This window comes from Pseudoxanthomonas sp. (assembly GCF_036845285.1).
Taxonomy (GTDB): Bacteria; Pseudomonadota; Gammaproteobacteria; order Xanthomonadales; family Xanthomonadaceae; genus Pseudoxanthomonas_A.
Map to the genome: position 1 here is coordinate 20623 of NZ_DAIUEE010000006.1, position 25110 is coordinate 45732.

Consider the following 25110-nt stretch of genomic DNA (forward strand, 5'->3'; position numbering starts at 1 on the left):
CGCTGCCTGGCCACTACCGGAGAAATCCGCTGATCGCCGGCCATGTCAGAAGCGCCAGTCCAGGCTCAGTGCGTACTGCCGCGGCGGGCCGTAGTAGCTGACCGAGTACAGGCTCTGGATGTACTTCTCGTCGGTGATGTTGTTGACGTTGGCGCGCAGGGTCAGGGCGGGGGTGATGTTCCATGCCGCATACGCATTGAGGATGGCGTACCCGTCCTGGCGCACGCGTGCGTACTTGACGTAGTCCTCGTAGTTGACGATGTCGCTCTGCCAGCGCCCGCCGATGCCGAACGACAGTGCCGGCACGCTCTGCAGGCGCGTGCTGAGCATCAGGTTCGCGGTACGGCGCGGCACCCAGCCGTAGGTCGGCCCGGTCTGGTCCGGATCCGCCGCGGGCAGCGGCGGCCCGCCGTCGAGGCTCAGGTGCGTGTAGCCGAACTGCAGGTCGGTGTGCTCGCTCAGCCTGCCGGTGGCTTCGAACTCGAAGCCCTTGGATTCGACATCGTCGGGCCGGTAGTAGCCATACGCATAGCCCTCCATGAAGCGGGTCGCCACGTACGTGGCAAGCCCATCCTGCTTGGCGGTGAACCAGGCCAGCGTTGTCAGCAGGCGCTTGTCGAACCACTCCGCCTTGACACCCACTTCGTAGTTGGTGCCCTTGCTGGGCTCGATGTACACCCGGTCGTAGTCGACCGCGTCCTGCGGCTGGTAGATGTAGGAATAGTTGACGTAGCCGGTGACGCGATCGGTGAAGTCGAAGGTCGCGCCCGCGTAGGGTGCGAAATTGCGATCGGTCTTGTCCGACGCGGCGCCCGCGTTGTCGACGCTGTCGCGCTGGTACTCGGCCCAGTTGAAGCCGAGGATGGTCTTGAAGCGGTCCGTGAATGCCAGCCTGGTGGCGCCGAACACGCGGGTCAGACGCTGGTTCAACGTGGTGTAGACGGTTTTCTCGCCCCAGACCGGTTCGGGGATCACGTCGCCGCCGAACGGAAAGCCCGGCAGCGCGCCGAACTGCGGGCCGCTGGTATCGGTGGGGTTGTACCAGTCGATGCCCTCGCTGCGTCCCGTGCTCGCACCGAACATCGCTTCATGCTCGCGTCCGAACAGGGTGAAGCGGCCATTGAGGCTCACGTCCCAGATGTCCGCCTTCGTTTCGTACGGGCTCTTGTAGGCCCAGCCGTACAGCCCCTCGTGGGTCACCGGATCCAGGCCGGCGAAGGAATAGGCCATGAAGATCTTGGCATCGTGCTCGTAGCTGCGGTGGTTGTACGAGGCGCGCAGCTGCCAGGTGTCGCCGAGGCGGTGCGTGTACTCGATGAAGCCGGCCTCGGTGGTCGAATTCCAGTACGTCCAGTCCTGCGTCGGCGATGCGCTCCGGTCCCATTCGATCTGGTTGCCGTTGGTATCGAGGAAGCTCAATGCGCCCCACATGTTGTTGCTGGTATCGGCCTTCTGCCAGGAATAGCCGAACGCCAGCGCGCCGTTCTCGCCGATCTGGCCGTCCACCACGCCGTAGAAGTAGCTGCGCTCGCTCTCGAAGTCGCGCAGGTAGGAGTCGCTCTCCTCGCGCGCGGCCACGACACGGCCGGCCCAGCTGCCGTTCTCGGTGAAGGGCGTCGAGTAATCGGCCTGCAGGCGGCGGCGGTTCTCGGACCCAACCGTGATGCCGACCTGTCCCTGCGACTCGTTGGTCGGACGCTTGCGCACGTAGTTGACCGTGCCCGACGCGTTGCCCACGCCGGTCAGCAGGCCGTTGGCGCCGCGGATCACTTCCAGCTTCTCGAAGCCGAAGGCGTCCATCGCATTGGTCACCACGCCCCAGCCGTTCGGCAGGCCGACGCCGTCGATCTGCGTGTTCTTGATTTCGAAGCCGCGCGAGAGGAACTGGGTCGAGTTGGTCGATGTCTGTTCGACCTGGATGCCGGTGGCGAGACGCAGCGCATCGTTGAGGCTGTCGGCGCCGAACGCGTCCATCTGCTCCTTGGAGACCACGCTGATCGACTGCGGCGTTTCCTTGATGTCCAGGTCGAGGTTGGTCGCACCGTTGCTGATGCGGTTGGCGCGCTGGCCGATCACCAGCACCTTGTCGAGGTCGGTGGCCTGCACGGCGTCGGTGCCGTCGGCGGTCTGCGCATGCGCGCTCATGGCGGCCAGCAGGCCTGCCGTCAGCAGGGAGAGGGAAGGCAGCGCTATGGCGCTTTGACGGGAAGTGGTCATGGAAATTCCTGGGCGAACTGACTGGCTGGCGTGGCGGGAATGTCCGGAACGGGACGACGGGCAGGGCCTGTTCCAGACGAGGCGGTTAGTCGTTCTCCATGCGGTGTCGGGGCGGATTCCGTTCCGGAGCTGCGGGTATTCGGTGCGCGAGCGGGATCGCGGCGGTAACCATCAAGCGGGCAGACTGCGCGTGCGTGCCGCGCGCCACCGAGATCCCCTGGTGGCGCGGGTCGTGCTGCCTGCCTCACGGTGAACTTGCCGCAACCCGGCGCGGGTTGCTTGACGGATCAGAGCAGGGCCTTAGCCATTCGATGCCGACGCCTGCGACGCGGCTTCGCGCGTGGCGATATCGGCGCGCAGATGCCGCGCCGCCATGACGAAACCGAACACCGACACGGCCGAACCCGCCATCGCCGCGAGCAGGGCGTAGCGCAGCGAATCCTCGCCGAACGCGGGCTTCCACAAGTCGCTGGCGATGCCGACGAACTGCGGCCCAAGGCCGAGGCCGACGATGTTGTCGATCAGGATCAGCGTCGCGACCGCGGTCGCGCGGCTGCGCACCGGCACCAGCCGCTGGATGATGGTGATGGTCGGGCCGATGAACGCGGCCGTCAGCGACAGCGGGATGATCGCGGCGGCCAGTGCGATGCCCGTGTCCTGCGCCAGGAAACAGATCGGCGCCACCGGCAAGGGCGCAAGGGCCGCGATGGCGGGCACGTAGGAGTACCAGCGCGGGTCGTTGCGCCCGAAGCGGTCTGCGAAATGGCCGGCCGCGTAAGTCGCCAGGCCGCCGCACGCGCCCATGATCAGCGCCATCGTGATGCCGATGTCGGCCGTCGACATGCCATGGCTTCGCGCCAGGAACGACGGGAAGAAGCTGCCCAGCGCGTACGAGGTGAAACAGGTCGAACACGCACCGAGCGCGGTGTACCGGAACGCACGGCTCTGCCACAGCTGCGAGAGCACCGCACCGAGCGACGGCGCGTCGTCGTGCGGCTTGACCCGGTCGTGTGCGCCGCGCTGCGGGTCGCGCACGGTGGCCAGCAACAGGACCGTCAACAGCAGGCCCGGCAGTCCCGCCGCGATGAAGGCGGCGCGCCAGCCCCATGCCTGGGCGATCACGCCGCCGGCGGCGAACGCCACCAGCACGCCGAGGTTGGCGCCGGTGGCGTAGATCGCCTGCGCTCGACCGCGACGTTCCGGCGGGAACAGGTCGGTGATCATCGTCTGCGACGCGGGGCCGGTGCCTGCTTCGCCCACGCCGGTCAGCACGCGCGCGACCGCCAGTTGCCAGACCTGCACCACCAGCCCGCACGTGATCGTCATCGCCGAGAACAGCGCCAGCGACGCCGCGATCAGCTTGCGGCGATTGACGCGATCGGCCAGCAACGCCAGTGGCAGGCCCAGCGTGGCGTAGAAGAACGCGAACGTCGGCCCGACCAGCAGGCCCAGGAAGGTATCCGACAGGTCGAACTCCGCCTTCACCTGCGGCAGCAGGATCGACAGGATCTGGCGGTCGATGAAGTTGACCAGGTAGATCGACGTGAGGATGCCGAGGATCCAGTTGCGGCCGCCGACGCCGCGCTCGGGAATCGCGGGACGGTCGCCGGTCATGCGCGCAGCATTTCCACCAGCCGGTCCATGAAGGCTTCGCCGGCAGCCAACTGGTCGACCGCGATGTACTCGTCGGGCTGGTGCGCCTGCGCGATCCAGCCCGGCCCGCAGATCACCGTCGGCAGCCCGGCACGTTCGAACAGGCCGGCCTCCGACACGTACGAGGCCACTTCGCACTGCGGGGTCGGCAAGAGCTGCGACACCAGGTCGATCGCCGGCGCATTGCCGGCGCCGGTCAGCGGCGGCACGTCGGAGAGGATCTCGGTGGTGATGCCGCACTCGGCGAACCGCGCGCGGATCTCGCCATCCAGTTGCCTTGCGTAGGCATCGACCTCGTCGTAGACCGCTCGCGCTTCCACCGGCGAGGTCGAGCGGATGTCCCAGACGAAGCTGCATTCGCGGGCGAGGATGTTCGGTGCGGTGCCGCCCTGCACCAGGCCGATGGTGACGGTGGCGTGCGGCGGTTCGAAGCCCGAGGCGGCCACCGGTGCGGCGGCGAGGCGATCGGCGATCCCGACGATGCGCGCCATGAGGCGCGTCGCGACGATGTTCGCGCTGACACCCAGGTGGGTCTGGCTGGAATGCGCCTCGTGGCCCCGCACGGTGGTGCGGATGCCCATGATGCCCTTGTGCCGGTCGACGATCCGCATGCCGGTCGGTTCGCCGACCACGACGACGGCCGGCGTCGGCACGGTGGCCATCAGCGTCTCGATCAGCGACGGCACACCCAGCAGGCCGACTTCCTCGTCGTACGACAGTGCGAAATGCACCGGCCGCACGAGGCCGGCCGCGAGCATCGCCGGCACGCGCGACAACCCGGCGGCGATGAACCCCTTCATGTCCGCGGTGCCGCGCCCGTACAGGCGCCCGTCGCGCTCGCTCAGCGTCCAGGGATCGGTACTCCAGGCCTGTCCATCGATCGGCACCACGTCGGTGTGGCCGGACAGCACGACGCCACCGGCGACCTCGGGACCGATGGAAAACAGCAGGTTTGCCTTCGCGCCACCCGCGCCCGACACGCGCCTGGACCGCACGCCCAGCCCGCGCAGCCACGTTTCGATGGCCTCGATCAGGACGAGGTTGGAATTGCGCGACGTGGTATCGAAGGCGACGAGGCGCGCGAGCCAGTCGCGTGCGCTAGTCGGATCGGCGGAGAACGTGGTGGCCAAGGGCTGCCCTGCAATGACGGGATGCCCCGAGCCTAACGGCACGCCCGTGGATCGGACATGCCGTTCAGGACGATGGCTTAGCAGAAACGGACGCCGGGCTTGCGTATCGGTAACGCCGGCGTAGCCGTTCCGGCAAAGCCCCGCACTGCTTTGGCCAAGTCGGCGCGCGACGTTCGTGCATAGACTGCCGTGATGAAGACCCGCGTGTCCGCCCTCGCCTGCCTTGTCGCCTTCGCCGCGCCCTCCCTCGCGTCCGCCGTTGAATCGGACAAGGCCTTCCGCTGGGCGAACGGCGCCTCGCTCGCCACCGAAACGGTCTGGCGCGGCCAATCGCTGACGGCCGGCGGGACGGCGGTCGTCGGCGAAATCAAGCTGGAACATCGCAACGGCGCCTATGCCGGCGCCTGGGGCGGTAACATCGACCTCGGCCCGGGGACCGACACGCATGTCGAGTTCGACTACTTCGCCGGCTGGGCGAAGAAGATGGGCAAGACCTACGTCAACGCGGGCTACCTGTACCGGCAACGCCCGTCGGACACCATGGACCTCGACTTCGACGAACTCACGGTATCCGCGTCGTACGACTTCGGTGGCGCGGTGGCCGGCATGAGCGGTGCCTATGCCTGGGATTACTTCCAGGGCGGGCATTCGCGCTACACCGCCGCCAACGTGCGCGTCCCGCTGGGCAAGCCGCGCGGCATCCCGGTCACCGCCACGCTCACCGTGGGCGACTACGACTTCAGCAACCGCGCCATCGGCGACTACCGCAACGTCGACCTGCGCGTCACCGCCAGGCGCGACACGTGGTTCTACTCGGTGGGCTACGGCGATACCGACATCGATCCCGCCACCTCCGGCCTGTTGACCCGGCACGAGAGCGACGGCCGCTGGCGGGCGCAGGTGCTGGTGATGTTCTGACCGGGCGACGCGCCCGTCGCGTCGCGTCCCCGATCCCTGTTTCAATGCCCTGTCCCGGACCGGGATGCTTTCGGAGCCCCGCATGACGATCAAGACCCTGGCGTGCGCCGCCGTCGCCCTGCTGCTGATACTGCCGGGCGCGCGCGCCCTCGCCGCGACGACGCCGGCCGCACCGGGCTACACCATGCCGTCCACCGAGACCTGGGACATCACCTCGGACGGTGGCGAGGTGTACCGCATCTTCGTGTCGAAGCCGGCGAACGACAGCGACGCGCCGGAGGATGGTTACCCCGTGCTGTACGTGCTCGACGGCAACGCCTACTTCGGTTCGTTCGCACAGGCGCGCTGGGTCGCCGAGTACCTGCCGGTCGGCAAGGCGATCGTGGTCGGCGTGGGGTATCCCGGCGACGAAGCCTGGGACGTGCGCCGCATGAACGATTTCACCGCGGCGCTGCTCGATCCGCCGCCGCGCCAGTGGCGTTCGCTGGCGCAGTACAAGAGCGGTGCGCGCAAGCCGTTCCTCGATTTCCTGACCGGCAAGCTGCGCGCCGAGATCAGCCGCCGCTATCGCGTGGATCCCGACCGCCATTCGCTGTTCGGGCATTCGCTCGGCGGCCTCTTCGCGCTGTACGCGTTGTACGAGCGCCCCGATGCGTTCCACTCCATCGTGGCGGCCAGTCCATCGATGGAATGGAACGAGCAGGGCATGCTGGCCGAGGAACGGGCGTTCACCGCGCGACTCGCCAGCGGCAGGATCGGCAAGACCAGCCGGCTGATGGTGGTGGTGGGCGACCAGGACACCGACGACGATCCGGAGCCGGCGCGCGCGCTCGCCGACCGGCTGGACCGCCTGTCCGGCCATGGCCTGCGCGTGCGGCTGCTGCGCTACCCGGATGAAGTGCACGTCACCGTACCCGCGCGCTCGGTCACCGACGTGATGCGCTTCGCCTTCCAGATCCGCTGAGGCGGTGGCATCGACGTGCCCTGCGGGCGCGTTCTGCCAAGTCCGGGAGCGGGATGGCGAAGCGCCGCGCTCCCCCAGCCGCGAGCATGAAACCGCCATGATCGGTTTCCCGCCCGCCCACGACGCTCGTCCCCATCCGCATGGCGGACGGCACTCGCATGGCCTGCGCACGATCCCGATGGAGACCGACTGATGGCGGATACCCCTCTTCCCGCGGCGGCAGGCCTGAAACCCGGCCTCGGCTGGGGTTCCCTGCTGATCCTGGGTGTCGCGCAGATCCTCGGCGCCGGCGTCTATGTGCTGATCGGCACCGCGGCCTCGCTGTACGCGGGGCCGGCGGTGACGGTCTCGTTCCTGATCGCGGGACTGGCCTGCCTGCTCGTCGGCCTGTGCTATGCCGAACTGGCTTCGAGCGTGCCCGAGTCGGGCTCGGCCTACAGCTACTGCAAGCTCACGCTGGGCGTCGGTCCGGCGTGGGCGCTGGGTTGGCTGCTGTTCCTGGAGTTCAGTGTCGCCGCCTCGTTGCTGGCGGTCGGATTCTCGGGCTATCTCGGCAGCCTGCTGTCGGACTTCGGCATCGTGTTGCCACGGGCGATGTCGACGCCGGCGATCCAGTGGCTGTCCCATGCCGACGGCGCCTCGCTCGCGGTCAGCGGCCACGCCAACCTGGTGGCCGCCGCCGCCGCGCTGGGTGCGGGCGGCATCGTCGCCCTCGGCACCGCGCGTTCGTCACTGGCCAACACCGTGCTGGTGGTGGTGAAGGTGCTGGTGCTGGTCAGCTTCATCGCCATCGGCGCGTCCGCGGTCGAACCCGCCAACTGGTCGCCGTTCCTGCCTGCCAACGAAGGCGGCTTCACCTACGGCTGGGAAGGCGTGGCGCGCGCGGCCGCGCTGCTGTTCTTCGCCTTCCTCGGCTTCGAGACGGTATCCACCGCGGCCGCGGAAACCCGCGACCCGCAACGCGACGTGCCGATCGGCATCCTCGGCTCGCTGGCGGTGTGCGCAACGTTGTATGTCCTGGCCGCGATCGTGCTGACCGGGCTGGTGCCGTTCCGCGAACTCGACGTGCCCGATCCCATCGCGCTCGCGGTCGACCGCATCGGCTGGCCGCAGTTCGCGACGGTGATCAAGATCGGTGCGCTGGCCGGCCTGGCGTCGGTGCTGCTGGCCAATGCCTTCGGCCACTCGCGTGTCTGCTACGCGATGGCGCGCGATGGCCTGCTGCCGGACCTCTTCCGCCGCCTGCACCCGACCCGCAACAGCCTGTGGGTCGCGAACCTGCTGCTGGCGGCGCTCGCCGCGATCAATGCCGCACTGCTGCCGATCTCGCTGATGGCCGACCTGATCTCGTTCGGCGTGTCCTTCATGTTCGCGATGGTGGCGGTCTGCCTGATCCGCATCCGCAGCACGCAGCCGGAACGGCTTGGGCGCTTCCGCGTCCCGCTCGGCGGCGTGTGGATCCGCGGCACCTGGTTCGGCGTGGTGCCGGTGTGCGCCATCGTGATGAGTTTCGCGATGACGCTGCCGGTGGCGATCGACATCGTGCAGCAGGCGCTCGGCGGCGACCTGCTGCCGATCGTGCTGCTGGCGAGCTACGCCGCGATCGGCGCCCTGCTGTACCGCTTCTACGGCCGCGAGCGCGCACTGCGGCGCGCCGGCTGACCTCCCCTTCGAAGACGCTATCCGCCCCGCATGTCCACCCGCTCCCTCACCGACCAGGATGCCTTCGCGATCGGCCGTCTCGACGCGCATGACCAGGCCGCGCTGGTGCAGGCCGGCGAACTCGGCGCCGCCGGTCTGGTCGATGCCGCGATCCGCCGCATCGAACGGCTCGACGGCACGCTGCAATCGCTGAGCCATCGCGCCTTCGAGCAGGCGCGCCGCGAGGCCGCCCACCTCGACCGCGCGACCGGCGAGGGTGCGACCCGTGCCGCGATGGCCGGCGTGCCGTGGCTGGCGAAGGATTCGCTCGATCATCCCGGCATGCCGACGCGCGCCGGTTCGCGCAGCCGCGGCGATGCGCCGCTGGCGCGTGGCCATGCCTACGTCGACCGCCTCGCCGCACAGGGACTCGTCGCCGTCGGCAAGTCGGCGATGCCGGAGTTCGGCCTGCTCGCTTCCACCGAACCGCTACTGGGGCCGACAACGCGCAATCCGTGGTCGCTCGCGCACTCCCCCGGCGGCTCCAGTGGCGGTGCCGCGGCCGCGGTCGCCGCGGGTCTCGTGCCGCTCGCGCAGGGCAGCGACGGCGGCGGCTCGATCCGCCTGCCGTCGTCGTGCTGCGGCATCGTCGGCCTGAAGCCGGGACGCGATGCCACCGTCCGCGTGCGTGGCCGCCATCTGGTCGAAGACCTGCTCGTGGCCGACAGCCTGCATGCGCGCAGCGTGCGCGACGTCGCCTGGGGCTTCGCCACCACGCATCCACGGCCGTCGCATGCGATGGTGCGGTCTCCATCGCAACGGCGTCTCCGGATCGCCGTCATCGAGCGTGGCCTGCGCGGCACGGCGCCGGATCCCGATGTCCGCGATGCGCTCGTGCGCGCCGCGTCGCTGTGCGCCAGCCTGGGCCACGCGGTGGAGTTCGTCGGCTGGCCCCTCGATGGCCATGCGTTCATGGCGGCCTTCGAGGACCTGTGGTCGCACCTCGCTGCCGATGCCGTCGACGCGATGCTGCCGACGTTGGACGGGCGCCGCATCGAGGACGCCTTCGAACCGTGGACGCTGGGACTCGCCGAGCGCGCGCGACGGCTGCCGACCACGGCCCTCGAAGCCGCGTATCGACAGATCGCCGCGCTGCCGCCGCAGCTTTCGTCGTTCTTCGCGCGCTACGACGTGGCGCTGTCCCCGGTCACCACTACGCCACCGCCGCCACTGGGCACGTTCGCGCCCACGGTCCCCGTGGACGCACTGGCGCAGTCCATGTTCGCGTGGATCGACTACACCCCGTTGCAGAACATGGCCGGCACGCCGGCGATCTCGCTGCCGCTGTCGCACAGCGGCACCGGCCTGCCGATCGGCAGCATGTTCGCCGCCGACCGCGGACAGGAAGAGACCCTGCTCGCACTGGCCTACGAACTCGAAGCCGCGGCGCCCTGGGCCGACCGCTGGCCCGCGCATTCGGTCGCCCATCTCGCCTGACCGCATCCCCCTCTTCTCCGATCCCGACACCATGTCCAATCCCTCACTGTTCCAGGCCACCTCTCCCCGCGACATCGCCGACCTCGTCGCCGCGCAACCGCTCGCGTGGATCGTGTCGGGCGCCGCCAGCGCGCTGTCCGCAACGCCGCTGCCGGTGCAGCTCGAGTGCGACGCGGAAGGCCGCCCGTTGCGCCTGCTGGGCCACTTCGCACGCAGCAATCCGCAATGGCGCGCGTTCGAACAGGATCCGCGCGCCACCGTGCTGCTGATCGGTCCGCATGGCTATGTCTCGCCGTCGTGGTTCGCCGACCGCACCCGTGCGCCCACGTGGAACTACGCGACCGCCGTGTTCGAAGTGGACATCGAACTGCGCGATACCGGCGAGGATGCCGAGCGCCTGCTGCAGGGCCTGGTCGACGACATGGAAGACGGCCGGCCCGGCGCGTGGCGGACCGAGGACATGGGCGAGCGCTACTTCGGCCTGCGCAAGGGCATCGTCGGTTTCCATGCCCGGGTGCGCGAGGTGCGCGCGACCTTCAAGCTGGGCCAGGACGAACGCGATGATGTGTTCGACGACATCCTGCGCGGCCTGTGGAACACGCGGCAGCACGAACTGGCCACCTGGATGCGCCGCTTCGACGGCGGCCGCGGCGCGGACGCCATTGCGTCGATCGCGCCGCGCGCGAATCCGGTCGATCCGGAGATCGCCCACTTCATCGACAGCGTCATCGCCGAAGGCCGGCGCATCACCGCCGGCCGCACGCTGGACTGGCCGGCGAAACGCGAGATCGTCGAACAGGTGCGCAAGCCGTGGTGCGAAGGCGGTCCGGTCATGGGCCGTACCGAAGAAGTCCACGCCGACACCCGGCACGGACCGGTACGCCTGCGGATCTACGACCCTGCGCCGGGCAAACCGAAACCCACGCTGTGCTTCCTGCATGGCGGCGGCTGGGCGATGTTCAGCCTCGACACGCACGACCGGGTGATGCGCGAACTGGCGGCACGCGCCGGCGTCGCGGTGGTCGGCATCGACTATGCGCTGTCGCCCGAAGTGCGTTATCCGGTCGCGCTGGAACAGGTCATCGATGTCGTGCGCTGGCTGCAGCGATACGGCAGCGCGCACGGACTCGATGCGAGCCGGCTGGCGCTCGGCGGCGATTCGGCGGGTGGGAACCTGAGCACGGGTGCGGTGCTGCAGCTGCGCGACATCGGCGAAGGCCATCGCGTCGCCGCCGTGCTGAGCTACTACGCCGGCTTCACCCCCGACTGCTCGCCGCATTCGCGCCGTCGCTACGGCACCGACCAGGACATGCTGACGGCGAAGGAAGTGGACACGTTCTGGAACTACTACATCTCCACGCCCGACGACCGCAACACGCCCTACACCCACGGCCTGCTGGGAGAACTGGAAGGCCTGCCGCCGTATTTCATCGGCGTGGGCGAATGCGACGTGTTGAGCGAGCAGAACCTGGCGATGGCCGGCAAGCTGCTCGCGTCCGGCGTGAGCGTGGACGTGAAGCTCTATCGCGGCGCGCCGCACAGCTTCATCGAAGCAGTGGCGGTGTCGTCGATCGCGCAGCAGGCGCTCGAGGATGGCGCGGTGTTCCTGCGGCGTACCTTCGGCCTGGGCGTCGCGACCAAGCAAGCCGCCGCCTGAGCCTCGGGCGGACGCCAGCCGCGGGCCTTCATTTCCTGGTCGCTGCGCGCCGGCACCGCCGGCGGCGCCCGCTCGGCCGGCACGACTATTCCGGACCTTATTTACTCGACTGTCCTGCGCGAGATACCTGCGTCGGCAGGTATCTCGTCCAGTGGATTGTCGGGCAGGAGCCTCAGGGGCACATGGGGCTGATCTTGTTAAGTTCGATGGCGCTCTTCCCCCACGTCAGCTGGCCGTTGTCGCTGAACTGGTAATAGACCATGCCGTTGGGCAGCAGCACGACGCTGATGCCCCCGTAGCCGGACATGTAAGGCACCCACTTCGCCGCGCTGCATCCGTAGTTGTGGCTGTTCTGTTTCAGGTCGTAGTACCAGAAGCCGTTGTTGTAGCGGTCGGCGGACGATCCGGCCTGCAACCCACCGCTCCCCAGGTTCAGCGTGGCCGCGACCATGGTCGCGTCGAGCGTCTGCACGCCCTGGATCTTGCCTTGCGCCTTGTTGAGGAACTCTCCCAGCTTGACCACGTCATCGCGCACGTACACCAGCCCGTAGCCGGTGAAGGGCTGTGCGGCGGCGTCCTGGGTGCGCGAACTGACGTAGCTGGTCGGGCTGAGGCCCAGCGGGCGATAGATCTCTTCCACCATCACGTCGTTGAAGAAGTCGGCGCCGCTGCCGGCCTGCGACCGGTAGTACTGGTTCATCGCCCGGCCGAGCAGGTAGGTGTCGGTGGTGTGGTAGACGAACTTCGTTCCCGGGGTGGTCTTGTAGGGATAACCGCATGCGAAGGCGACCTTCTGCGCATGGGTTCCGACCTTGAAGAACCCGTCCGCCATCGCCTGCGAAGCTTCATCGGTGGTCGTGCCCGCCGACGTGTAGTTGCCGGTCGCCATGTCCAGCGCCTGCTCGAACGTGGGCGCGTCCCATTGCGAGCCAGTGCATTCGCTGACCCAGTCGTCGATGCCGAGGGTGCGCTGGGTGCCTGCGTACTTCTGCTCCAGCCGCATCAGGCCGTAACCTCCGGACACCGACTTGGCGGTGGAATAGGACGGCACGTTCAAGACTTCGCAGAACGGATAGGTGCCGTACCGCGTCTGGCATCCACCCACGTAGTGCACGCCGTTGTAGGCCACGCCGTAAAGGCTCATGTGCGCGGCGGTGACGTCGCTGCCGATGTTGGCGACGGTCACGCCGCTGGCCGGGTAGTCGGTGGCCAGCGCCGACAGGGGTTTGGTCGGCATGCGCCGCGACACCTCGGCCTCGTAGTGGCTGCGGATCGTGGCCGCGCCGCTGATCGCCGCCGGTGTGTAGGTCGCGTCCAGCCGGCCCCAGAAATTCACCTTGAGGTAGTAGCAGGTTTCGCTCGCGATCTGGTACGCCAGGTCCGAGACCGAGCCATCGTCCTTGAACAGGAAGGTCATCACGCCGTTCCAGAGGCAGTCGCTGCCGCGCTCCTGCAGCGCGAACGGGAACGCGACGCGTGAATAGCCACCATCGCCGTTCTCGTTCCAGACCCGACCCGGCTCCAGGATGTAGACCCAGGAAGGATGCGTGCCGGCGACCTTGCCGCGCGTGACGGGGATGAAGTGCGTGCCGTGCTGCACGAAGTCGAATTCGAACTCCGGCAGATACCGCGCCTGCGAGTAGTACTGCAGGTTGTTGTTGCCGCCCACCTCGGTGGCGTTTCCATTGCTGGCTTCACCAAAGAGGGTGAGCCGGCCCTGGAAGGTGTTGGCCGGATTGGCCGCACCGGCGGGCAATCCGTAGTGGCTGAAATTCATCAGGTTGAGCGTGCCGCTCCCGGTCAGGAAGCTCGCGCTCAATGCCGTGCGGCTGACGTTGCCGGTGCCGGCGAGCGGATCGTAGATGCCTCCCGCACTGGTCCCGGTGCCGCTGACGGCGACCGCAACGGTGGGGTCGTCGGCATCGTTGGAGGGGATGTCCAGCGTGTCGGAGAACGCGCCCGTCGCGGTTGGCGCGAAGCGCGCGCCGACGGTGCATGAACCGGCAGGCGCGATCGTCTGGCCGGAGCAGGTGTTGTTGACCAGGCTGAAGGGCGCGGCGAGTCCACCCAGGGTGCCGATGACGAGGTTGGCATCGCCGTCGTTGTGGATCGTCAGCGTGTTGGTGCTGCTGCTGCTGACGGCCACGGAGCCGAAGGTCCCCGAGCCGGTCACGGCAATCGCAGGCCACGTCGCGCCCGAGAGGGGGCTGCCCGTCAGCACCACGTTGTCGCCATAGCAGTAGTGCCCGTACAAGGTATAGGCACGCAGCCGGACGCGGAGGTTGGCGTTGTTGTCCAGGCCCGTCGAGAGGGTGCCGCTCTTCAGCGCCCCGGTATCTTCACCGTCGCCCACCAGGACCAGCGTGTTCCAGCTCGTGCCGCCGTTGGTCGAATACTCGGCGTAACAATAGTCGCCCTGGACCAGGTAGAGCGCGGCCATGTCCATGGAAAGCGAGACGTTGGTGTACCCGAGCGACGACATGGCGCGGGCGCCCTGACGCAGGCCGTCCAGGCGCATCGACACATTGCCCTGGTAGGTGTTGACGGCGTCGTAGCCCGTGCCGCTCATGGTCCAGCCGGCGTAGCTGCCACTCTGGAAGTTGTCGCTGAACAGCGTGGTGGTCTGTGCCTTCGCGGGGGCGCACATGAAGCTCGCCCACAACGCTGCCAGCGCCAGCAACGGGTGCATCACGTTCATCCGGATCTCCTCTCTCTTGCGTATACGGTTGACGGGCAACAGCAACTTCGTTCGAGATGCTTCCGGCCTTCCTGGCCCCCGCGACGGGATCCCGTGCGGAATTCGGTCGTGCGCGTCAGCCGATACCGCCCAGGCAGACGTATTTGAGTTCGGTGTAGTCGTGCAGGCCGTAGCGCGAGCCTTCGCGGCCCACGCCCGATTGCTTGACTCCGCCGAAGGGCGCCACCTCGGTGGAGATCAGTCCGGTGTTGACGCCGACGATGCCGCATTCCAGCGCCTCGGCCACACGGAAGGCGCGCGCCAGGTCGCGGGTATAGAAGTAGCCCGCCAGGCCGGCCTCGGTATCGTTGGCCAGCGCGACCGCATCGGCTTCGCGCTGGAAGCGGAACAGCGGCGCGACCGGACCGAAGGTCTCCTCGCGCGCGATCTGCATGCTCGCATCGACGTCGACCAGTACGGTCGGCGCGTAGAACGTGCCGCCGAGCGCGTGCCGCTGGCCTCCGGCGACCACCTTGGCCCCCTTGGCCCGTGCGTCGGCGACGTGCTGTTCCACCTTGGCGAGCGCGTTGGCGTCGATCAGCGGCCCCTGGTCGGTCGGACCGGCCAGACCATCGCCCACGCGCAGCTTGGCCACGGCTTCGACCAGCTTGCGCGCGAACGCGTCGTACACGCCGTCCTGCACGAAAAGGCGATTGGCACAGACGCAGGTTTGCCCGGTATTGCGGAACTTGCTGGCGATGGCACCGTCGACCGCCGCATCCAGGTCGGCGTCATCGAACACGATGAAGGGAGCGTTGCCACCCAACTCCAGCGAGAGGCGTTTCATGCCGTCGGCGCACTGCGCCATCAGCTTTTTCCCCACGCCGGTGGAGCCGGTGAAACTCAGCTTGCGGACCTTCGGGTGCGAGGTCATTTCACCGCCGATGGCGACGGCATCCCGGCCCGTGACGATGTTCAGCACGCCGGCAGGCACGCCCGCACGCTCGGCCAGGACCGCGATGGCGAGCGCGGAGTACGGCGTTTGCAGCGCCGGCTTGCAGACCACGGTGCAGCCGGCGGCCAACGCCGGGCCGAGCTTGCGACCCAGCATGGCAGAGGGAAAGTTCCAGGGCGTGATGGCCGCGACCACGCCGACCGGCTGCCGCAACACCAGGATCCGCTTGTCGGCGGCATGGCCCGGCACCGTGTCGCCATACAGGCGCTTGGCTTCCTCGGCGAACCATTCGATGAAGCTGGCCGAATAGGCGACTTCACCCCTGGCCTCGGCGAGCGGCTTGCCCTGTTCCGCGGTCATGAGCAGCGCCAGGTCGTCCTGGTGTCGAAGCATCAGGTCATGCAGCCGCCGCAGTATCTGCGCGCGCTCCCTGGCGGTCTTTCCCGCCCAGGCGGGTTGCGCCGCATGGGCGGCTTCGATGGCGTTCCTGGTTTCGGTCGCGCCCATGTCGGGCACGGTTCCCAGGACCGCACCGGTGGCCGGGTTGTGCACCTCGCAGGTGCCTCCACCCTCCGCGTCCTTCCATCGGCCGCCGATGAAGCACTGCATGCGCAGCAGCTCGGGATCGGACAGCAGCAGCGGAGACGGGGGCAACAAGGGAGCATTCATGCAGTGATATCCAATCGATCCACGCGCCACGCGGCCACGAGCATCGCCACGGCGGACGCCGCCAGCGCGACGATCGCCACGGTGATCAGCAGGGGAAAGTCGTTGTCGACCAGCAACCGTCCCGCGAGCATCGGACCGGACGCGAGACCCAGCTTGGAGAGGAAGCCCCCGAGCGTCGCCAGTCGACCGGAGGGATCCAGGCGCGACAGCATGCCGAACAGGTAGGGCACGACGAAGGACCAGGTGATGGCGGTACCGATGTTGGCGATGAAGAACACCGGCTGACGTCCGCTCCAGTAGAAGCCGGCCGTGCCGGCGAGCGTGAGCAGCATCGCCACCAACAGGGGCCGCGCGCGACCGAAGCGTGCGCCCATCATGATGACCAGTCCCGCGCCGGCCGCACCGATCCACGTGGCCCAGCCCAGTGCGTGGCCGATGAAGTCGCGGCCAAGATGGAAGTGCTCGCCCAGCCGGATGATGAAAGCCCCGAGCGCCATGTTCCCACCCTGGAACAGGAACAGCGCCAGCAGCACGATCGTCGCCGTGGTCCGCGTCGAGGAAGGCAGTTTCCCTGCCGCAGCGGCGTTGGCCTGGCGCGCGCCGTCGAGACGCGGCACGAGCGCCAGCGCGACGAGCGCGCAAGCGGTCAATGCCGCCAGGGAGAGGAACAGGATGCGCGTGCCGTAGTCGGGGACCAGGGTCGGCAGGAACATCACGCCCAGCCCTCCCAGTCCGAACTGCACCAGCAGCAACATGCCGAATGCGCGGTCGGGAGAACGGGTGCGCGCCATGACCGAATAGGTCACGCCGACCGCCATGCCACCGACCAGCCCGTGCAGCGCGCGCATCGCGATCAGCACGCCCGGTTCGCGGATCGCGATCGAGCCCAGGTCCAGCACCAGCAGCAGCGAGAGCAGCACGAAGAGTGCCGGTCGCCAGGCGATGCGCCGGATCGCCAGCACGGCCAGGAAGCTGCCGACGCTGGCGCCGTAGATGTTCGCCGCGCCGACCGTGCCGGCCTGCGGATTGCTGAAACCCAGGCCGGTCACCAGGCCATCCACGATGGCGGCCATGATGTTGACGTAGAAGAAGCCGGCGGTGGCCACGAGCGCCAGCAGGCCATACAGCCACAGGCGGTCTGCCGCGTCCCCGCCCGCGACGTGCGTGGGTGCGCTCATGCGGCGCGCTCCCGGTTCTCGTCGAGGCACACGCCGGCCTGCTCGAAGTACTGCCGCAACGGAGACAGTTCCTGCTCGTAGCGCCGCCACAGTCCCACCGAATCGCGGTGGATGGGTTGCCTCACCTGTGCCGCGCTGGCGGTCAGCGTGGGCTGCGGATTCTGCTCGAAGCGCAGGCAGGCGGCTTCCCATGGCAGACCCGCATGGGCGACGAGCCTGCGGCTGACGCCTTCCTGGTCGGCCACCAGTGCTTCGTAGGACACGTCCAGGAAGCGGTCTGCCGGCAACAGACGGCGCCAGTGCGCCATCAATGCGTCGTAGCCCAGCCAGTACCGGCCCAGGTCGGCAAGGTCGTAGGAGAACGGATACGCCATGCGGAACAACGTCTTGTACATCGCATAGCAGGCATCCATCGGATGGCGCCTCAGGTGGACGATGCGCGCCTGCGGCAGGGCCGCGGTGACCAGCGCCAGGTACAGGAAGTTCGCCGGCGTCTTGTCGATCACCCGCAGCGCCGGTTCTGCCGGCAGCGTCTCGCAGTAGGCCTGGCCCAGCGCGCGGAAGTCCATGTCGGCGCAGCGACGGATCAGCTCGGACTTGTCGCGGACCGGGCCGGCCAGCCGCACCACGGCCTGCGCCAGATCGGTGCTCTCGCCGCGGCTGAACGCGCTGCCGTGCGAGCCGAGGATCCGGTCGACCAGCGTGGTGCCGCTGCGCGGCAGCCCGACCACGAACAGCGGACGCGCATCGTCGCACCCGTTCCGCTTGCGAGCGAAGAAGCCTTCGTCGAAGGTGCTGCGGATCAACCGCAGGGTGTCGAGGTCGTCTTCCACGCGGTAGCGCAGCCGCGCCCGCCGCGCATCGGCGCCCGCACGCAGCGCCGCGAAGGCGCCGGCATGCAGGCCCAGGTCCTCGCGTTCCTTGGCCAGCGCGTAGTGCAGGCCTATCCGTGCCGGATGGCCGTCGGGCAGCCTGGCCAGTTGCGCTTCGAGTGCGTCGATGTGGTTGTCGTCCGCACGTTGCCTGCGCAGCGTGGCGCGGTTGTACCAGGCGGCATCGTCCTCCGGCGCCAGTTCGATCGTGCGATCGAGCAGGCGCTCGGCGGTGGTCAGCTCGCCCATGGCGATCAGCGCCGTGGCGTGGTTGTACAGGCCGCCGGGATCGTCTGGCCGCAAGGCGACGGCCTGCGCGTAGCAGCGCTCGGCCTGCCGGTGCAGGCCGAGCTGGGTGTAGCGCAGGCCCAGTTCCTGCAGCAGGTCGGGCTGGCCGTCGGCGGCCCCGGCCAATGCGTCCAATGCCGCGATGCAGCCGGCGGTGTCGCCGGACTGCCGGTGCCCGTCGATGCGCCGCAGCGCATCGGCGTGCGTCAACGATCCCTCTGGCGCGGCCGTCGCGTGCACGTCAGAAGCGGTAGCTGACGGTCACGCCGAGCGTGCGCGGCAGCGCCACCAGCGCCTTGGAGCCGTTGCCGTAGTAGCCCTCCGCAGGCGCGGTACCCATGTACTGCTCGGTGTAGACGCCACTGATGCCTTCCTCGTTGGCGAGATTCTTCAGCCAGAGCGTCACGTCCCATGCGTCGATGCTGTAGGTCGCCGAGGCATTGAGGATGGGGAATCCGTCCAGCGTGCGCCGGAACTTCGGATTCAGGCTCAGCGCGTTCTCGGACTCGGACTGGTAGTAGACGTCGCCACGCAGGGTCAGCAGGCCGTTGCCGAGCGGGATCCCGTAGCTGCCGGCCGCATTGAAGCGGTGTTCCGGCACGCCGGGCAGGGTGTCGCCCTTGCGGCCGTAGATATAGGTGCCGTCGACCGCGCGCGCGTCGGCCTCCAGCTGCGCCTTCGTATAGGTATAGCCGAGGTTGTAGGTGAAGCCCTCGCCCACGGTTCCGGTCAGCTCCAGCTCGACGCCGCGCGTGCTTGCCTTGGGTGCGTTCTGTACCGCGAAGAAGCCCCAGTTGGTGGTGGCGCTGTTGACCTGCGGATCTTTCCAGTCGACATAGAACAGGTTGGCGTTGTACATGGCCTTGCCCACACGGCCTTTCACGCCGAGCTCGTGATTGCGCACGGTATCGGACCGGTAGGTCCTCCAGGCCGGATCCTCGGCGAAGTTGCCGGTGGTCGGCGTGCCGTTGGTGCCGCCCCGACGGTAGCCTTCGGAAACGGTGGCGTAGAGCTGGCTCGCATCGGTGAAGAACCACGACATGTTGCCCTTGAACAGCGTGCGCGTGTCGCTTTCGGTTCCATGCGAGCGCGAGCTGTCCACCAGCGAGGCCCAGTTGCTCGTGGTCTGCGACACGGTCGTGTCGGCGTCATGCCGGAAGTGGCGGAAGCCACCGGTGAACTGCAGGCGATCGGTCGCATGCCAGGTCAGTTCGCCGTACAGCGCCTTTTCCTTGAATCGTTCGTCCTGGCGATAGTCGAAGTCGACGTCGCTGATGACGGCGCCTTCGAAGCCGGGAAACGCCGCGTCCCACCAGCGCTTGAATCCGCGCAGGTAGCTGACCTGCGTGGCGAACCGGTCCTGGTCCTGGTAGTAGGCGCCCATCACGTAGTCGAAACTGCCGACCGACTTGGACGTCAGGCGCAATTCCTGCGTGAACGCCTTCTCCCCGTACCCGCGCACTGCCGAGGCCAGCGGTCGCGGGTAGTTGTAGTAGAACGCCAGCCAGCCGTTCTGCGCGTAGAAGCCGGTGTTCTCGCTGGTGATGTCGCCCTCGTGGTTGTAGCTGGACGTGCTGGAGGTCAGGGTGGCGAAGCCCAGGTCGATGTTGGCCTCCAGGCTGGCGAGGTTGACGTGGCGTGCGGCCGGCTCGCGCTGCACCGAGCCCACCTCCAGGTCGCGGTACGGCACGCCCCAGCCATCGCTGCCCAGGGTCGTGGCGCGCCGGCCGCCAAAGCGGTCGGCCTGGGCCATGTAGCTCAGGGTGACATCGAGGCGGTCGCTGGGTTTCCACAGCAACGAGGCGCGGCCGTAGTTCTGGCGCACGAAGTCGGCGTCGCGGACCTTTTCGTACTCCGCCGCCGGGTCCAGCACGCCACCGGGCGCAGTCGGCAACCCGTCCGCGTCCAGCCTGTAGACGTTGCGGTAGTCGGTCGTCCCGGGGAAATCGTTGACCGTGACGTTGAAGCGCATGGCGACCGTGTCCGACACCGGTGCGTTGAGCATCGCAGAACCCGACCAGCCGATGCTGCCGGACTCGGAAACGCTGGAGGCGCTGCCGCTCAGGCGTGCGTCCCAGGCGCCCAGTTCCGGTTGACGCAGCAGGAAGCGCACCGCACCGCCCAGCGCGCCGGAGCCGTACAGCGTGCCCTGCGGACCGCGCAACACCTCCACGCGATCGATGTCCGACAGCAGGAAATTGGCGAACAGCGGAGTCTTGTCCACGTAGGTGGCGACCGTGGACGTCGCCGAAACGGCGTAGTCCCCCAGGGCCGAGCTGTCGACGTTGAGGCCGCGGATGCGCAGGCCGCTGACGACGCTGGAATTGCGCGCGCCACGGTCGACCACGGCCACGCCCGCCACGCCGCGCATCAGTTCAGCCGTATCGAGGATGTTCTGCTGCTCTATCGTTTCGCCGGAAACGGCGCTGATGTTGTAAGGCACCGCGACGATGTCCTGCTCACGGCCTTGCGCGGTGACGACCACGGTGTCCAGTTCGGTGGGCGAGGCATCGCTGTCGGCCGCCTGTTGCGCCAGGGCCGGCATGGCCTGGGCCAGCAGGCCCGCGATGACGGCGCCCGCAAGCAGGGAGCGGCGTGGCAGTGGGTGTTGACGATGCGTCGTGTGGCCGTGGTGCGGAATCATGGCGTTGCTCTCCCCGTGGCGTATGGCGATGGATTGGCGGTGCATGGATGCGAAAGTCAGGCGTCTGGCAGTTGCAGAGGACCGAGCGCATCCAGCGCTGCAGAAGGCGCGCGGGCGGCTCCATAGGCCGGGAACACCATGGGGTGGTCCCGGAAACTCTTCAGTGGCTGTCCCAGGCCGTGCCAGCCGCGTTCACGACACCGGCGCAGGTAGGCGAAGTCGACCTCGAACGCGATGACTTCGCGCCCGATGCTGGCCTGGTGGATCACCTCTCCACCGGGTCCGCAGATCACGGACTGGCCGACGCCCAGGTCGCCCGCCACGTTGATGTCGACGAAATAGCACTGGTTGGTCGCCGCGCTGGCGCGCGCGATGGCGATCTCCACCTCCCGGTCGATGGTATTGGTCATCGTGGGATGCAGGATCACCTCCGCGCCCAGGCTGACCAGCGAGCGGGTGGTTTCGGGAAACCACATGTCGTAACAGATGGACATGCCGAACCGGCCGGCGCCGGGCACGTCGAAGACCACGCATTCGTCGCCGGCGGCTATGTCGCGCTCGTAGGGCGCGAACGGAAACAGCTTGCGGTAGCGCGCGACGACCTGGCCCGCCGGATCGATGACGGGCGTGGTGTTGAAGATCGCGTCGCCGCATCGCTCATACAGCGAACCGGGAACCAGCCACAGACCGTGCTTCCTGGCGACGCCGCACAGGAAGGTCTCGGCATCACCGGGCATGCACTGGGCATGCTCGGGATGGGCGCCGAAGCCGCACAGTTCGCCCACCACCACCATGCGCACCCAGGGAAAGCGCTTGGCCACCATCCCGACCTCCGCCGCGATCCGCTGCAGGTTGTCGCCCGGGCCATAGGCCAACTGGAGGCCGGCGATGCCAAAGCTTCGGGGGGAGCCGGATGATTCCAAGGGGATTCTCGCAAGGCGGTGTAGCTGCGACGGTAGTGCCTGTCCGCAGCCGCGCTTAGATCCAGTCCAGCCCCATCGATGGTGCCAGAGGCCTCAGTCGCGTCGACGCGACGGTATCGGACGCGTCAGCACCGCGGCATCGACCATGACGCCATCCTCGCCGTAGAAACGGATCTGGTCGCCGTCCACGACCACCGCGTAGCCCGCCGCTTCGCCATAGGCCCACTGGCGCCACTGCCGGTACCAGCGGTCGCCCTGCAGCCACCAATGGCCCTGGTCGCAATCTTCGCCCGCGTAGCCGGCGGTACCGACCAGGTTTCCGTCGGCGTGGATTTCCAGGGTGCAAGGCTCGCCGTAGACCGTGCGGTAGAGCAGCGTGGCCCCCGCCATCGTGCGGCGCAGTGCGCGCCCACCCAGCGGCGGCTCCCGTTCGTCCTGGATACGCCGCGAAGATGGCGACGGGTCGTCGCGCACCAGGCGCGCCAGCGTGCGGATGCCTTCGCGGATTCGCGCAGCGGAGATGCCGGTGACTCCCATGCAGAGCGCTTCCCGGCCATCGGCACAGCGCGTGGGTTCCACCAGGATGCCGAGCACGGCGGCCCGCTGCGCGAGATCGCGGGCATCCATGCCCCCCGGCATGCTCACCCAATAGGCACTCGCGCCGGCCGACGTCTCGATGCTGATGCGGTCGTGCAGGTAGTGGTTGAGCGCATCGCGCAGGGCCATGCGTCGTTCGGCCAGTACGCGGCCGGCACGCACGAGGCACGCCGAGTAGTGCCCCAGGCCGATGAAGTACGCCCATGCGCGCTGGAGGATGCGTGGCAATACCGTGCCCTGGCTGCGGCGCAACTGCCGGGCACGCTCGATGAAGACGGCGGGAGCGACCAGCACGCCGGGAGGCTCGCCGCACGATGCCGTCGGCGCCAGCCCGCCGACATAGATCACGCGTCCGTCGCGGTCGAACGCACGCAGCGCAGGCGCGACGCGGCCACCGTCCTGCACGCCTGCCGGCACATCGTGCTCCACCACCAGGCCGTCCGCGGCCACCACCTGGGCGAGCAGTTGCCGCGGATAACCCGATTCCGCGGCGAAGCCGTGGCGACCGCTGGTCACGACCACGGCGCCCGGTGGCAACGGTGAGCGCAACTCCGGGTCCAGAAGATGGACATCGGCATTGCGTTCGCGCAGGCGCCGTTCGAATTCAGGATCCGTGGGTTGCTCCAGCACCACCGGGGTACCGCGGCGCACCAGCAGTTCGCCGGCCATCTGCAACGCATGGCGGCTGGTCAGGGTCATGAGCAGTTCGTCGGCACCGGCGTCGATGCCGCGCATCGGCAACACCTTGCCCCGCATCTCGTCGATCAGCATCGGATCATCGGCTTCGCTGCTCTCCAGCGGCCACTTCATGACCTCATGGCGCGACCCGGCCAGGCGTATCGCCTCCGTCCATTCCGATACCGGCGTGAGTTCGGCATCCACGCGGCCGTCAATGAACGGAAACGGGTAGCGATGCCAGTGTTGCGGGCAGCGGAAGCTGCCGTCGTCCACCAGCGGGACCAGGCGCGACGCCAGCGGCGACTCCGGATCCAGCGTGCGCTGGACCCTGCCGAGCCGCGCGCCCGGCACCGCCGACGCCACGTAGATGCCGCTGCGCGAGCGACTCGCCAAGTGCCCTTCCGCCAGCAGGGCGTCGTAGGCCAGGCTGACGGTGTTGCGCGACACGCCGATGCGCATCGCCAACTGGCGCGAGGAGGGCAAGCGCTGGCCCGCCCGCAGTACACCGCGATGGATGGCACCGACCAGCTTCTGCCGCAGTTGGAGCTGCAGGCTCAGCGGGTCGGAAGGATCCAGGACAAGATGAAGGCTGTCGGCGGCGCGGGGTTCGCGTTTCATCGCCGCACTTTAGCGCCAGCGCCGGCCACGATGCGCGCGGGAGAGGTTGCGCCTCATTTCCGCGCCCTATGCACCGGGCAAGCGTAGCGCGCTTTCCAGCAGGTCCAGGCCTTCATCGAGCACCTCATCCGGGATGGTCAGCGGATAGAGGAGCCGCACGGATTCGCCCAGACTGCCGCAGCCCAGCAGCATCAGTCCGTCGGCATGCGCACGCTGCAGCACGTCACGCGCGGCGACCGGGTCTGGCGTGGTGCCGCCCCGCTCCTGCAGCAGGTCGAAGGCAATCATCGAACCCGGACCACGCACATGCCCGATCGGGCGCAGATCCTCGCGCTGCGCCAGCGCGCGCAAGCGGTCGGCCACACGCGCACCCAGCACATCCGCGCGCTCGCACAGCTTCTCGTCCTGGATGACGTCCAGCACCGCGAGCGCTGCCGCGCATGCCACCGGCGAGCCGGCATAGGTGCCGCCCAGTCCGCCCGGCTCGACCGCATCCATGAGCTCCGCGCGGCCGATCACGCCGGAGAGCGGAAATCCGCCCGCCAGGGACTTGGCCACGGTAATCAGGTCGGGCTTGACGCCCGAAGGCTCGATGCCGAACACGCGCCCGGTGCGCGCGAAGCCGGTCTGCACTTCGTCGGCGATCAACACGATGCCGTGCGCATCGGCCAGGCGGCGCAACGCTTGCAGCAATTCCGTTGGAGCGGGCAGGAAGCCGCCTTCGCCCTGCACCGGCTCCAGAATGATGGCCGCCACGTCCTCGGCGGCGACATCGGCCTTGAACAGCCCTTCGATGGCGTCCAGGCTGTCCGCCACCGTTATGCCCTTGTGCGCGGCCGGGAACGGAACGTGGTAGACGCCGCCGGGCAAAGGACCGAAGCCGCGCTTGTAGGGGGCGGTCTTGCCGGTCAGCGACATGGCCATGAAGCTGCGGCCATGGAAGCCGCCGGAAAAAGCGATCACGGCGTGGCGTCGCGTGGCCGCACGGGCGATCTTGACCGCATTCTCCACGGCTTCCGCGCCCGTCGAGAACAGGATGGTCTTCGCCGGACCCTCGATGGGGGCGATGTCGTTCAGGCGTTCCGCGAGTGCGACGTATGCGTCGTAGCCGGCCACCTGGAACGCGGCATGCGTGCACCGGCGCAACTGCTGCTCGACCGCCTCCATCACGCGCGGATGGCGATGGCCCACGTTGAGGACCGCGATCCCGGAGGCGAAATCGATGAAGCGCCGGCCCTCCACATCCCACACCTCGGCGTTCTCCGCGCGATCGATGAAGATGCCCATGGCCGTACCGACCCCGCGAGGGATGCTCGCCTTCCGCCGTCCCATCC

16 protein-coding genes are annotated in these 25110 nt (G+C 68.3%); 5 read left to right on the top strand and 11 right to left on the bottom strand.

Translation table 11 applies throughout. The annotated features are described in order from the left end of the window. Positions 1 to 45: 45 nt before the first annotated feature. From V7060_RS09010 to argE, 3 genes are all read right to left on the bottom strand, one after another. Positions 46 to 2217: a TonB-dependent siderophore receptor gene (locus tag V7060_RS09010; RefSeq protein ID WP_334178908.1), complete on the bottom strand. Its 2172-nt coding sequence runs from the start codon at positions 2215 to 2217 to the stop codon at positions 46 to 48. 300 nt (positions 2218 to 2517) lie between these two features. Then, entirely contained in the window at positions 2518 to 3831 is a 1314-nt protein-coding gene (locus V7060_RS09015; RefSeq protein WP_334178909.1) for an MFS transporter, read from the bottom strand. Then, entirely contained in the window at positions 3828 to 5000 is a 1173-nt protein-coding gene (argE, locus tag V7060_RS09020; protein ID WP_334178910.1) for an acetylornithine deacetylase, read from the bottom strand. Before argE ends, V7060_RS09015 begins: the two co-directional genes overlap by 4 nt. A gap of 192 nt (positions 5001 to 5192) precedes the next feature. On the opposite strand from argE, the gene V7060_RS09025 reads away from it, so the two are divergent. The 5 genes from V7060_RS09025 to V7060_RS09045 all read left to right on the top strand — a co-directional run bounded on the left by V7060_RS09025 (position 5193) and on the right by V7060_RS09045 (position 11677). After that, a complete protein-coding gene (locus V7060_RS09025; protein WP_334179115.1) occupies positions 5193 to 5918 on the top strand; it encodes a TorF family putative porin in 726 nt (241 codons plus the stop codon). An 82-nt stretch (positions 5919 to 6000) separates the two neighbouring features. Next, positions 6001 to 6882: an alpha/beta hydrolase-fold protein gene (locus tag V7060_RS09030; RefSeq protein ID WP_334178911.1), complete on the top strand. Its 882-nt coding sequence runs from the start codon at positions 6001 to 6003 to the stop codon at positions 6880 to 6882. 192 nt (positions 6883 to 7074) lie between these two features. Then, positions 7075 to 8544, top strand: a complete 1470-nt coding sequence (locus V7060_RS09035; protein WP_334178912.1) for an amino acid permease — start codon at positions 7075 to 7077, stop codon at positions 8542 to 8544. Between the two features lie 30 nt (positions 8545 to 8574). Beyond that, positions 8575 to 10020, top strand: a complete 1446-nt coding sequence (locus tag V7060_RS09040; protein ID WP_334178913.1) for an amidase family protein — start codon at positions 8575 to 8577, stop codon at positions 10018 to 10020. A gap of 31 nt (positions 10021 to 10051) precedes the next feature. Then, a complete protein-coding gene (locus V7060_RS09045; RefSeq protein WP_334178914.1) occupies positions 10052 to 11677 on the top strand; it encodes an alpha/beta hydrolase fold domain-containing protein in 1626 nt (541 codons plus the stop codon). Positions 11678 to 11849: 172 nt separating this feature from the next. Here the strand turns inward: V7060_RS09045 and V7060_RS09050 are convergent, their stop codons facing one another. The 8 genes from V7060_RS09050 to gabT form a co-directional block, all read right to left on the bottom strand. Beyond that, positions 11850 to 14375: a choice-of-anchor D domain-containing protein gene (locus tag V7060_RS09050; RefSeq protein ID WP_334178915.1), complete on the bottom strand. Its 2526-nt coding sequence runs from the start codon at positions 14373 to 14375 to the stop codon at positions 11850 to 11852. A gap of 115 nt (positions 14376 to 14490) precedes the next feature. After that, positions 14491 to 15918 carry an NAD-dependent succinate-semialdehyde dehydrogenase gene (locus tag V7060_RS09055; RefSeq protein ID WP_345786316.1) on the bottom strand — a complete coding sequence of 476 codons (1428 nt, stop codon included), beginning with the start codon at positions 15916 to 15918 and terminating at the stop codon, positions 14491 to 14493. A gap of 56 nt (positions 15919 to 15974) precedes the next feature. Further along, positions 15975 to 17156 (bottom strand): hypothetical protein, encoded by a 1182-nt coding sequence (locus V7060_RS09060; RefSeq protein ID WP_334178917.1) that lies wholly within the window; start codon positions 17154 to 17156, stop codon positions 15975 to 15977. Then, on the bottom strand, positions 17153 to 18526 hold the full coding sequence (locus V7060_RS09065; RefSeq protein WP_334178918.1) for a sulfotransferase: 1374 nt from the start codon (positions 18524 to 18526) through the stop codon (positions 17153 to 17155). Before V7060_RS09065 ends, V7060_RS09060 begins: the two co-directional genes overlap by 4 nt. Positions 18527 to 18557: 31 nt before the next feature. After that, the gene (locus tag V7060_RS09070) at positions 18558 to 20960 is read right to left on the bottom strand and encodes a TonB-dependent receptor (RefSeq protein WP_334178919.1); all 2403 of its coding nucleotides are present in this window, start codon (positions 20958 to 20960) and stop codon (positions 18558 to 18560) included. 56 nt (positions 20961 to 21016) lie between these two features. After that, positions 21017 to 21883 carry a carbon-nitrogen hydrolase family protein gene (locus V7060_RS09075; RefSeq protein ID WP_334178920.1) on the bottom strand — a complete coding sequence of 289 codons (867 nt, stop codon included), beginning with the start codon at positions 21881 to 21883 and terminating at the stop codon, positions 21017 to 21019. Between the two features lie 93 nt (positions 21884 to 21976). Further along, complete coding sequence (locus V7060_RS09080) at positions 21977 to 23776, bottom strand: PLP-dependent aminotransferase family protein (RefSeq protein WP_334178921.1); 1800 nt, start codon at positions 23774 to 23776, stop codon at positions 21977 to 21979. 66 nt (positions 23777 to 23842) lie between these two features. Next, positions 23843 to 25108 (bottom strand): 4-aminobutyrate--2-oxoglutarate transaminase, encoded by a 1266-nt coding sequence (gabT, locus tag V7060_RS09085; RefSeq protein ID WP_334179116.1) that lies wholly within the window; start codon positions 25106 to 25108, stop codon positions 23843 to 23845. Positions 25109 to 25110: the final 2 nt, after the last annotated feature.